The sequence below is a fragment of the Methanoregula sp. PtaB.Bin085 genome (genome assembly GCF_002067035.1).
GTDB lineage: Archaea > Halobacteriota > Methanomicrobia > Methanomicrobiales > Methanospirillaceae > Methanoregula.
Window position 1 is genome coordinate 24,900 of record NZ_MVQB01000042.1, and the last position, 12,172, is coordinate 37,071.

Sequence of the window (12,172 nt, forward strand, 5' to 3'; positions counted from 1 at the left end):
TAATGTCATTTCCCTCTCGGGGGAGCGAAAAACCGGAACCGGATACGGGCATCCTCGACCTGGCGGGCGTGGGAGGGGTTGAGGTCACGGCGTGCCTCAATGACGAGCGTGTTGAGGATATTATGGAGCCGCAGGGTGTCGAACTCCTTGTCCCGGTGTTCGTTGAGGAAATCGAGGAGATCGTTCGTGCTCCTGAGGACCCCGATGCTGCCGACGAGGTTCAGCCGGTTCAGGGTCAGGGCGAGGTTCTTCTTGGCGATATCCATCCTGTAGGAGTCTCCGCCGGAGAGGTTCAGGTCGGTGATCGCGTTCAGAAGGTCTGTGTACACCCGGAGCTTCTGGGCATTCTCGTACAGCCGGCGCTCGCTTCTGCGGAGCTCCAGCAGCGCAGCAGCGGCGATAATGAGAACAACGACAACGCCGATGAGAACAGCAAGCCAGTCTTCAGCCATGGCCACCCCTCGGGGAGATCACGGGTTCCGCTTCGCTGCCGTTACATCGACCTTGACCCGGTTGCCCCGTAATGTGAGCCTGTACGGGCCGGGATTATACATCGGGTACTGCTGGTAAAGCTCGAAGCTCTTGTCCCGCCCATATCCGAAGGTCTCATTCCGGTTCGTGTCCAGGTTCGTTATGGTCATCTCGAACCAGCAGCTTTGCAGGTCATCGCTGAGGGGCAGTACCTTAAAGCCGATGCCCCATGACGGATTGTCAACCCGGAACTGCTCGGTCACTGCTTCGGTCTCGCTGTGGAGCGAGTATGATTTCTGGAGGTAGTGGTCGCCGAGGGTGAACGACGGGGGTGATGTCGTGGGAGGCAGCGTGGACATCCCGGGTGCTGCAGTGGCCGTGGGTACGGGGGTTGCCGGCGGCAACTGCTGGGTTCCCGTGCACCCGGCGAGGAGGACGCCCGCAATGACCAGTATGCTGACTGCTAGGTATTTCATGTGGGTGATGTTTGGGACCAGGGATATATTATTGTTTATTTATGCCCCGGGAGGTCTGAAATACTTTCAGAAAAGCGTGTCCTGCCGGGTGGGCTTCCTGATGTGGAGCACGGCGCATCCCGCATCCGCCACAGCATCGCGATGCTCGGGAGGGGTATACACGCCAAGACGCCACTGTTCCCGCCGGGTGGCATTCAGGGTCCGGATGCGGGGGGAGAACTCCTCGAAGCTGACAACGTCGTGCTGGTTCCGGACCCGGACGCCAAGCGTTAGCTCCCGTGGTACGGCGGGGATGTCAACCAGCACCTCGTGGGGCTCGATACCGGCAGCCCGGGCGATCTTCTCCGCGTAGTTCCGGCAGGTACTTATCGGGACCCCGTTATGGAATACCGGGGTGTTCACCTGATCGGTCGTGGCATACAGTGCACGCTTGTAGAGGCTACGGCAGTACAGGCGGTCCGCGAGCCCGCGGGTTACCGGATTTTCCGAGGTGCGGAGGGCGTGCATGCATTCGGCGTCGTCCATGGCCATGAGTCGTCGGATCGCCTCCTCCTTCCCTCCCCCGGTATGCTCCAGCACCGCGAGCTGGAACATGCTCTCGCCGATACGGCTGACATGGTGATAATAGACGCTCGGCCGCATGAGCGTCCGGGCAATAAGGAGCGATTCCGCAGCGTTCACCCCGTTCTCGTCAAGCACGGTGCTTCCATCGGGGGCCTGGATCAGGTGCCGGATCAGGCGCTGTGCATCCACCGTGCCGTAGGGGGCGCCGGTATAATACGCGTCCCGGAGGAGGTAGTCCATCCGGTCAACATCGAGATCCCCATGGATGATCCCCGAGAGGCGGTGGTTTCCCCTGACGATGCTGCAGAGCTCGGCCGGATCGATCCCGTACTCCTGCAGGATGTCCCGGGTCCCCCCGCCGAGCACCTGCCCGATATCATCGTGCGTGACATGGAGGAACTCCTCCATCAGGGGCTCGCTGGCATGCGAGAACGGGCCGTGCCCGATATCGTGGAGGAGCCCGGCGGCAACCACGAGCATCCGTTCCCTGTCGTTCAACGCGAACCGGCGGGCGGCGACATCCGCAAGGAACATAGTGCCGAGCGAGTGTTCGAACCGCGTGTGGTTAGCCCCGGGGTACACCAGGAACGAGAACCCGAGCTGGCGGATGTAGCGGAGTCGCTGCAGCTGCGGGGAGTCGAGGAGGGCAAGGGCAAAGTCCTCCACCTCGACATACCCGTGGACCGGGTCCTTGATGATCTTCAGGTTCACTAAAGAATCTTCATATACATGGCATAAAAAGCATTGAGTAATGATCACGTTTCTTTCGGGCGGGACGGGCACCCCGAAACTGCTCCGGGGCATGCAGAAAGTGATGGACCGGCACGAGATCGCAGTCGTCGTCAATACGGCAGAGGACATCTGGATTTCGGGCAACCACATCTCGCCGGATATCGACACGGTCATGTACCTCTTCGCCGGCATCCTCAACACCGACACGTGGTGGGGAGTCAGGAACGACACCTTTGCCTCCCACGAGGAGGCAACCCGCCTCGGGTATGATGAGTTCATCGCCATCGGTGACCGGGACCGGGCCGTCCACATCGTACGGGGCGACATGCTCCGGAACGGCATGCGGCTTACCAACGTGACGAAAGTGCTCTGCGAGCGATTCGGGGTTCGCGAAACCGTCCTGCCGATGACCGACACCGAGGTGACCACCCAGGTGGAGACCGACCTCGGCATGATCCATTTCCAGGAGTACTGGGTCCGGGGAAAAGGGAAGATCGATATCCGGAAGGTTGTCCGGAGTTACAACGAGCCCCCTGTTGCTACCGAGGAGGTGCTGGCGGTGATCGATGCCAGCGATGCCATCGTGATTGGCCCTTCGAACCCGATCACGAGCATCCTCCCGATCCTCACCTGCGAAGGGATGAAGCCCGCGCTGAAGGACAAGTTCGTCGTAGCCATCAGCCCGTTCATCGGCCACGCCCCGGTCAGCGGGCCGGCCGGCGCCCTGATGGAGGCGGCCGGGTACGAGCCGAGCGCGATCGGGACATTCAACTGCTACAACGGGATCCCCGACGTGTTTGTGCAGGATGTCCGCGACGAGGTCGAGATAAGCCACTCCGTCCGTTTCGACACCCTGATGACAGATGAGGACAAGAGCATCGCACTGGCCCGGGATATCCTCTCCCTGATCCGAACTGCCTGACAGCCTCCCGCGGGAGCGGAAAACGGGCTGCAGGCCACCCCATGCTCCCGGATACAATTTTGCAAATCTATATAACGCTCCGGAATAACGGTTATCGTGAGAACTGCGTGGCTGACCATGATTCGCAACCTTCTTATCATCATTTTCATCGCTGTCCTGATGGCCGGGTGCCTTTCCGGGGAGTCCGCTGAGAAAGGGACGCTCCACCTTTCCTCAACGCCAGCCGGTGCAGAGATCTACCTCGACAACGAGTACCGGGGGACAGCTCCTGCCACGATCTCCGGCATAGATCCGGGGAGCCATACCCTCGAATTCCGGATGAAGGGATACAAGAGCTGGAAATCTGCCATTACGGTAGTGCCGGGAGATGCGAACTATGTCGCTGCCATGAGCGTCCTTGCGGCATCAGAACCAGAGACGGGCATCACTCCCGTTGCCACGGAAGAGCCCGTCGCCCTGACTCTCCAGGTGAGCAGGGACCAGTTGATCGTTGGTGATTCCGTTCTCTTCTCCGGGATTGCGACCGGGACCGGGACCGTTTCCCTGACCCTGTTCGGGCCCGGCATATACGAGAAGGGTGTCGTCCTCGACCGCGTCAGGCCCGGTGCAGGCGGGATCTGGAGCTTCACGTGGAACCCGGGTTCCAAAATCCGGCCGGGTACCTATACCATTCTTGCAGAGAGTGAACGGAAGACCGCCTCCGTCCGGAAGGAGTTTACGGCCATTGGCAACGGGATTGTCAGTGTCAGCCCGAGCAGTTATGCCATTGCCAAGGGGGAGACGGTAATCCTCTCCGGCAGGTGCACCACGAACGCACCATCGGTAAGGGTCGTGCTTTTCGGTCCTGAACGGTTCGGCAGCGGGGTTGAGCTCGGTTCGTTCTCTGTAAAGGGCGACCAGACGTGGAGTTACCGGTTTGTCACGGACCTCACGATGCCGACAGGTATCTATACGGTGTACGTGAGCGATGTGCCCAAGACAACCTCCGGAACAGCTCAGTTCACGCTCGGTTTCGCTTCATAACACCTCCCTTTTCCTGCATTGCCGCCGGCATCAGCCGGTTTTTTGGCTGGTTTTGACAGCAGGCGCGAAAAAACAGCCGGAGCGGCAGAATCTGACAATCCGGGTATGCGATACCTATTTGAATGATTTTATTCTAATATTCGTTCAGGAATCGTTATGGGCATTATCAAAAAACTCGGCAATGTCCTTGGATCGGGAAAGGTCGAGCAGGAGAAGAGCCGCGAACGGGAGGAGGCACGCGTCCGTGCACAGAAGGAGCGCACGGACAACTTTCTCCGGGCCCTGACCGAAGGCGACCTTGACGCCCGCTGGGCGGCAGTCCGCTCGGTCGGCGACCTGGGAGAGCCCTTCATCGACCCCCTGATCCACGGGTTGCGGGACGAGAACTGGATCATCCGGCGCGGTTCTGCCGATACGCTCGGCAAGATCGGCGCACCGGCGATCGGCCCGCTGATCGCGGCGCTGGATCAGCCCGGCGACGATGTCCGTCAGGAGACCATCCGGGCTCTCCAGCTGATCGGGGAGCCGGCGGTGGGTCCGCTCATCCAGTCGACCCGGCACAGCCACCCCCTGATCCGCCGTGGCGCCGTCCAGGCCCTGGGTATCATCGGCGAGATCCGGGCCGTTCCCCACATTGTTGAGTCTCTCAAGGACCCGGACCCGGGGGTCCGGCACGAGAGCGCTGTTGCGCTCGGCCACATCGGCGACCCGCGGGCGGTTTCGCCTCTGATCGAGTCCCTCAACGATGTCAAGGAGAACGTGCGCATGGCCGTAATGGCGACCCTGTGCTCGCTGGGCGAACATGCCATCGGGCCGCTGATCCGTGCACTGGTCGATCCCAACGAGGAAGTCTGCCGAAGGGCATCGCTCGCGCTTGTCACCATCGGGGAACCGGCCGTGGACGCCCTGATCTATGCCCTTAACGACCAGAGTCCCGGTATCCGCAGGGGAGCTATCGAGGTACTGGGCCAGATCGGGAACACGAAAGCGATCGCTCCAATCATCGCGGAACTCAGCGATCCCGAACGACTGGTCCGGATCGAGGCGGTCCGGTCCCTTGCCGCCCTCGGAGTCCCGGCCATCGCCCCGCTCATGCAGATCTTCCGTGAGGGCGATATCCGCTCGAGGAACGGTGCGATGGAAGCGCTCTGGATGCTCGGTTCGCCGGCAACAACACCGCTCATCATGGTGCTCAAGGACGAGCAGGTCGATGTGCGGAAGCGTGCGGTCATGCTGCTGGGCGAGATCGGCGACCAGAAGGCCGTCGATCACATCACCCATATGCTCTCCGACGACAACCCCAGCGTGCGCAAGGAGGCCTTCGAGGCCCTTGAGATGATCAAGAAGCGCAACGCGGCCCAGTAACGACGACACGATTTTTTTTCTTTTTTCCAGTCAGATCGTTTTTCCGGGAATTCTCACGAGAGAAGCATTAATCTTCTCCGCAACCGAGAGCATCATTGAGCGAGAGGTGAACGGAACCATGCGGCTTGTCATTACGAAACGAAACCGCGACACGGTACTCCTGGATGCTTCCGGCCGGGTTAACCGGGGTATCCCTGACGATTCCTACCGCGAGCGGCTGGTCAAGTACGTCCCGGTGGAGACCCTTGCGCTTTTTGTGGCGATCTACGGGACTACCTCCTATATTTCCGGATCCGAAACCTGGTATCCGCTGATGGCCCGCTGGATCATGGTTGCCGGTATTCTCGGAACGGTCCTGTATCTCTGGTATGCTGACGGTGTTACGGACATGGTGCAGCTTGCCATCTCCTGCATCGGTTTTATCATCTGGGTCTGTGCCCTCGGCGTGGTCACGGTTGCATCACTGCCGTACTACAACCAGATCGCGGCATCGGTGCTCCTGATCGTCTGGATTTTCGGGGCCCCGTTCATCGACGGAATCCCGGATCGGTGGTAACATGCGTCGGCCGAAAAGCACACCCCATACACCGGAACAGTCATTCCGAAATTCTCCTGCGGACCCGTACCTCCGGGAAGCAGTTGCCGAGGCAGAGAAAGGGCTTTCTGAAGGCGGGATTCCGATTGGATCGGTACTCGTGAAGGGGGACAGGATCATCGGCAGGGGACACAACCGGCGGGTGCAGGACGGGGACCCGGTCATCCATGCCGAGATTGACTGCCTCCGGAATGCCGGCCGGATCGGGACGTACCGGGACACCGTGCTGTACTCCACGCTTATGCCCTGCTTCCTCTGCGCGGGAGCAGCTGTCCAGTTCGGCATCCCGAAGGTTGTTGCCGGTGAATCGAAAAATTTCACCGGGGCACGTGTGTTTATGGAGGAGCACGGGATAGAAGTGATCGATTGTGACGACCCCGTATGCACCCGCATGATGGCAGAGTTCATCCGGAAGAATCCCCGGCTCTGGAGCGAGGATATCGGGGATCTCTGACTGCCGCCGTAACCCTCATAAGCCTGGACAACGGTTCTTCATTCATGGTCTCGCTGGAGGATATCCGGGCTGCTGAAACACGGATCGCCGGGCATATCATCCGGACACCACTCGTGTATTCACCCACGCTCTCCGAACGGACCGGCGCCCGCGTGTACCTGAAGCTGGAGATGCTCCAGAAGGCCGGCTCGTTCAAGGTACGGGGGGCAACCAATACGATCCTGTCCCGGATTGACGCTGTCCGGGAGCACGGCGTTGTGGCTGCATCTGCCGGCAACCATGCACAGGGGGTGGCTGTTGCCGCCCACGCGGCCGGAGTCAGGGCAACCATCGTCATGCCGTCATGGGCATCGATAGCCAAGCAGGAGGCGACCCGGGGCTATGGCGCAGAGGTACTGCTGCACGGGTCCTCGCTCGAGGAGAGCATCGCGCGGGCCGGGGAGCTGGCCCGCGGGGGGATGCTGTTCATCCACCCGTATGACGACGACGAGGTCATTGCCGGGCAGGGTACTATCGGCACCGAGATCCTCGAAGACCTCCCGGGAACGGACCTGATCATCGTGCCGGTCGGGGGCGGCGGACTCATAGCCGGTATCGCAACGGCAGCAAAAGCGCTCAGGCCGGGTATCCGTATCGTCGGCGTCCAGGCTGCTGCCTGCCCGTCGGCTCCTGAAGCTGTTTCGGCCGGGACACCGGTGCGGGTGAGCGCTCAGGCGACCATTGCGGACGGGATCCGGGTGGCGGAAACCGGCAGCAGGACATTTCCGGTCCTGCGGGATCTTGTCGACAGCATTGTACTTGTATCTGAAAACAACATTGCTGATGCGATGCTCCTCCTGCTCGAACGCAAACATATCGTTGCGGAGGGCGCGGGGGCTGCCCCGCTTGCGGCACTCCTTGGCGGATCGATCGCCATCCCGGCAGGGAGCACGGTCGTCCTCGTCATCAGCGGCGGGAACGTCGACTCAGCCCAACTCTTCCGGATTGTCCGGCAGGCCATGGCACGCCAGGGCAGGATCCTCCGGTTTTCCGTCATGCTCAACGATTGCCCGGGAGCTCTTGCCGGCCTTCTTTCCGTAATCGCTACACAGGGGGGAAACATCGTCCACATCGACCATACGGAGGGCGCAGGGGACGTGCCGGTGATGATGGCCCGTGTTGAGATCGAGGTCGAGACACGGGGGCGTGAACATGCCGATGCTCTGCTGGATGCCATCACAAACGCCGGGTACCCGGTAACTACGGGCTCGTGAGATCCGGAAGGGACCCATCGGCTGAGATCATCCCGTTCCGAAAAGTGGTATGGCGGAGAACCGACTGCATGGTGCAGTTCCCGTACGGGCACTTCCGGGACTGCACCATTTTTTTTGGGATCGCAACATTCATATACTGCTTTTTATTCACTGTTGCACATCACAGTGTGGGTGGTATGCCTTGTGAACCAACGTTTGTTATTTTCCGGAATGGGTATCCTGATTCTCGTATCGCTTCTTTCCGGTCCCGCCCTTGGGGCAGCGTTCTCATCGATTGAGACCTGTCCCTCGTCCTGCTCCTGCCTGTTACCGGCAGAAGCGGCAAAGATCAACGCCCCCGGCCTCTGTGGCGGTACGCAGATGGTCTGCGGGTCTGAAGGGAAGATTTCGAAATACTGTTATGCCAGATCGGTAAAGGTGACTGTGACCACAACCCTGCCGCAGCTGCGCGTAACCGGGGTCCGTCCCGTACCAACGACCGAGCCGGTTTACGTGAAGTGTTCGCCCGGCTGTTCCTGTTTATTTGAGCCGCTCGGTGAGATGGGACATCTCAGTTTGTGCGGCGGGGTACAGAGCCTGTGCGGCATGGACCAGAACGGTGTGAAAAAATACTGCTATGTCACACCGCCGCAAACTCCTTCGGATGTGACAACGCTCATCACAAGGACATCTGGCATCCCGGCGGCCACGAGCGTTCCGACATCCGTTCCGCCGCCAACCGCGCCAAAATCCGCGCCTTCAGCAGCGATTAGGGCTGTACAAGTCGTCCCCCTGCAGAACCTGTCATCATGCGCTGCCGGCTGTGCCTGCCTCCTGCCGGCAGATGCTGGTGCAAAAGGCCTGAAGTACTGTAACGGTAAACAGACCCCGTGCACGGCCGCACCGGCAGAGGGAGCTCTTTTTGGGACCACTGAAGATAAGGTAACACGGTATTGCTACAGCATGCTGGCCGGGAACTCCAGCCCCGCCCCGGTCCTGATCCCGGCTGTTATTAAAACGACACCAATCCCGATTCCGCCCGGTCCAGGCATTGCTTCATCCGCTTCAGGAGGTAATGAGGACGCGGGTCTTCTCTCGATGGTCGGTGTTTTCTTCTCATCAGTTCTGGGAGGTCGCCCACAGGAATCGCCAATCAGGCAGGCCTCCCTTTCCATGTGCAGGATGCGTTTCGGTCTTGACACCTGTACTGACGGATGTGTCAACCTCTCAACAGATCCCGATAACTGTGGTTCCTGCGGGCACTGGTGCAGATCCGGTGAACGGTGTGTCGGGGGCCGGTGCAGTGACTTTATGTCAGATCCTGCCAACTGCGGCGGGACAGGAAATATCTGTCCTGCGGGTGCACCCTGCATCGAAGGGTACTGTTCGGCTCTTGGCTGTCTTGACTCTCTCCTGACTGATTGTAATAATACGTGTGTTGTGACCAGTCGCGACTCCCAAAACTGCGGTGCGTGCGGGAATGCCTGCCCTGCAGGACAGTACTGCTTCCGGGGAAACTGTACTTCCTGCGAGAATAGTGGCGAGATCTCCTGCACGGCGAGCGATGGTGATTACTCAGTATGCACAGATATCTCCACGGATCGGAATAACTGCGGCGAATGCCAGCACGCCTGTGGTTCTCATGAGGTTTGCAGTGGTGGTATCTGCGAAGAGTGCCCCGCAGGTACCGAATTCTGTCATGGGGAATGCGTGAACTTCAATACAAGCAGCTATAACTGTGGTGGATGCGGCCGTTCATGTGGATACGCCCAGACTTGCCAAGATGGTGCCTGCCGGTGCGATCCTCCGTTAACCCTGTGCAGCGGGCAGTGCGTGGATTTGAATACCAGTGTGACCAGTTGTGGTATTTGCAACAGACGCTGCCCTGGTACGACGATGTGCAGCGGGAGGAGATGCACGGACTGCCCGGTCGGATCGGATGGATATGCACTCTGTAGCATTGATGGCGTTATGACCTGCGTGAGCACAAATACCGACAGAATGAATTGCGGATATTGCGGGATACGATGCGGTTATGGAGCGGTCTGCATCGATGGTATGTGTCGTTTTCCCGGAGGATGATCCGGTTCCATTTTTTTTCTGGTGCGGTCTCTTAGGGACACTGTACCTTTTTCCGGAACCGAAATGCTGAAATATTCCTTTCAATTCATTGTTGCACAACACAGTGTGGGTGGTATGCCTTGTGAGCCAACGTTTGTTATGCTATGGAGTATCGATTCTGATCCTTATATCGCTCCTCGCTGTTCCCGCATCTGCCGCCACCATCCTTTGTCCCTCGTCCTGTTCCTGCCTTCTCCCTGCCGAGGCACAGAAGATGGGATACAATGATCTTTGCGGTGGAAAGCAGACAATCTGCGCATCTGACGGGAAAACTGCGAAGTACTGCTATGCAATACCGGTAACGGTCACGACAACAGCTGCGATCCCGGTCTCCTGCTCCCGGGGCTGTTCCTGTTATACGCTTGAAAGCGGGAAGCAGCTGGGTGTCGGCCTGTGCAATAACCAGCTGACCCTCTGCGGGTACAGCCAGACCCGGCAGCCCATGTACTGCCACAAGAGCCCGGAGACAGTAACCACGACGACACCGGTTCCCGTGACCGGAACCCCTGACCTTATCATCAGTGATGTGTATACCGAGGCCTGGCCCACGTACCGGATCTTCCGGTATATGATTCAGAACCGTGGCAGCGGCGTTGCCGGTCCGAGCACTACCCGGCTCTTTATCGACGGGGTTCAGGTCGGGGAGGACTCCGTTGCCTCGCTGAACCCCGGGGAATACCGGGTTGAGGAGTTCTCCTACAGCGGGACCTGTTCTGGCAGCTCCGATCTCTTCGGTGCCGTTGCAGATATCGGGGGGGCCGTGGCCGAATCCGATGAAACGAACAATGTGCGGCAGCGCGAGTATACCTGCCCTGCCGTGACCATCGTGCCCGATCTCGAACTGCTGGACATCTGGCATGCTGGAGAGAGCAACTTCACGTACGGGACCCGTACGTATACGCCGCTCGAGAATATCCGGTTCCACATGAGGAGCCGCAATACCTCCGGGGCGCTCTCGGCGGACGCCCGGCTCTATATCGATGGAACCTGGGTTTCCACAACAACAGCTACGGCATCAACATCCCGTGACTCCGGATGGGAAGGGCAGTTCGGGTACCGCGGCATCTGCTCGGGCACGTCGGACACTATCCGTGTTGTCATCGATTATGCAGACACGCTGATCGAGCAGAACGAATCCAACAACGAGCTGACCGTAACCTGGAACTGCTCGGTCATGCCTACATCTGGACAGCAGCCGGACCTTGTCATCCGCCGGTACTGGACGTCCCCCCTCGCAAATTACACCCGGAAGATAGGGTACGAGATAAAGAACCAGGGGAAAGAGTACAGCCCGTTCACCGAGACCGGGCTTTTCATTGAAGGAGTTTTCCAGATCCAGGATGGTGTCAATCCGCTTGCACCGGGCGAATCCCGGGAGGAAGAGTTCTGGCAGAACTACTCCTACCGGACCTGCACGGGCGCGTCCGACACCATCCGCATTGTTGCCGACCATGACAACCGGGTAACGGAGATGGACGAGACCAACAATGCCGATTCTTTCGACCTGACCTGCATGGATATCCCGGCACCGGTTACCCCGAAACCCGACCTCATCATCAGTAACGTCTTCTACGAGTGCACGCCCCCGTGCCGCGATTATGTTATCAGATATACGATCCGGAACCAGGGAACCTCCCCCGCCGGGATCTCGGTGACCGGCCTGAACATCAACTACCGCAATATCGGGACAGGCAATGCCCCCCTCCTGGAACCCGGGACGTCGCAGACGCTGACCTTCCCCGGCACGTGGAGGCCGGCATATCCCGAGAACCGTGTCGAGGTCTGTGCTGATCGCAACAATGACGTGGACGAGATCACCCCCGCACCGAGCCGGGAGCTGAACAACTGCCTTAACACGACCTGGAGTTTCAATTTCACCTGTGACAACAATGTTCAGGACCGCGACGAGACCGGCATCGACTGCGGCGGGAGTTACTGCCCGCCCTGCGCAGCGTGCTCGACAGGTGCAAAGTGGGCTCCTGCGGATACCCCCTGCTCCCACGCCTGGCCCACCGATGACGGGCCGACCATCGGCATGAACACCGAGTCGGACTCCTGCGATCTCATCGAGGTCTGCAACCCGTCACTGGACTACATTGTCCGCGATGCCATCATCTGCGCCGAGCATGCCGATTTCGAGAGCCGGTATACCGGGACACGATCTGCCGAACGGACATGTGCATGCCGCCTTGCGCGGGCTGAGTCCGGTATTGATAC

Annotated in this window: 11 protein-coding genes; 7 read left to right on the forward strand and 4 right to left on the reverse strand. The window is 59.6% G+C overall.

Annotation, left to right across the window (positions count from 1 at the left end; all coding sequences use genetic code 11):
- Positions 1-5: 5 nt before the first annotated feature.
- From A4E33_RS08845 to A4E33_RS08855, 3 genes are all read right to left on the reverse strand, one after another.
- Entirely contained in the window at positions 6-452 is a 447-nt protein-coding gene (locus A4E33_RS08845) for a hypothetical protein (RefSeq protein WP_292347360.1), read from the reverse strand.
- 18 nt (positions 453-470) lie between these two features.
- Complete coding sequence (locus tag A4E33_RS08850) at positions 471-947, reverse strand: hypothetical protein (RefSeq protein WP_292347362.1); 477 nt, start codon at positions 945-947, stop codon at positions 471-473.
- Between the two features lie 66 nt (positions 948-1,013).
- Positions 1,014-2,222, reverse strand: coding sequence for an HD domain-containing protein (locus A4E33_RS08855; RefSeq protein WP_292347364.1), 1,209 nt, complete (start codon positions 2,220-2,222; stop codon positions 1,014-1,016).
- Positions 2,223-2,262: 40 nt separating this feature from the next.
- Here A4E33_RS08855 and cofD point away from each other — a divergent pair, with 40 nt between their 5' ends.
- From cofD to ilvA, 6 genes are all read left to right on the forward strand, one after another.
- Entirely contained in the window at positions 2,263-3,165 is a 903-nt protein-coding gene (cofD, locus tag A4E33_RS08860; protein ID WP_292347365.1) for a 2-phospho-L-lactate transferase, read from the forward strand.
- A gap of 96 nt (positions 3,166-3,261) precedes the next feature.
- Entirely contained in the window at positions 3,262-4,188 is a 927-nt protein-coding gene (locus A4E33_RS08865; RefSeq protein WP_292347367.1) for a PEGA domain-containing protein, read from the forward strand.
- Between the two features lie 156 nt (positions 4,189-4,344).
- A complete protein-coding gene (locus A4E33_RS08870; RefSeq protein WP_292347369.1) occupies positions 4,345-5,553 on the forward strand; it encodes a HEAT repeat domain-containing protein in 1,209 nt (402 codons plus the stop codon).
- A gap of 118 nt (positions 5,554-5,671) precedes the next feature.
- Positions 5,672-6,109, forward strand: coding sequence for a hypothetical protein (locus A4E33_RS08875; RefSeq protein ID WP_292347371.1), 438 nt, complete (start codon positions 5,672-5,674; stop codon positions 6,107-6,109).
- Position 6,110: 1 nt separating this feature from the next.
- The gene (locus A4E33_RS08880) at positions 6,111-6,602 is read left to right on the forward strand and encodes a nucleoside deaminase (protein WP_292347373.1); all 492 of its coding nucleotides are present in this window, start codon (positions 6,111-6,113) and stop codon (positions 6,600-6,602) included.
- A 44-nt stretch (positions 6,603-6,646) separates the two neighbouring features.
- Positions 6,647-7,855, forward strand: a complete 1,209-nt coding sequence (ilvA, locus tag A4E33_RS08885) for a threonine ammonia-lyase (RefSeq protein WP_292347375.1) — start codon at positions 6,647-6,649, stop codon at positions 7,853-7,855.
- Between the two features lie 1,554 nt (positions 7,856-9,409).
- Here the strand turns inward: ilvA and A4E33_RS08890 are convergent.
- Entirely contained in the window at positions 9,410-9,535 is a 126-nt protein-coding gene (locus A4E33_RS08890) for a hypothetical protein (RefSeq protein ID WP_292347377.1), read from the reverse strand.
- 514 nt (positions 9,536-10,049) lie between these two features.
- Between A4E33_RS08890 and A4E33_RS08895 the strand changes: the two genes are divergently transcribed.
- A partial coding sequence (locus tag A4E33_RS08895; protein WP_292347378.1) for a CARDB domain-containing protein occupies positions 10,050-12,172 on the forward strand: 2,123 nt, incomplete at its 3' end.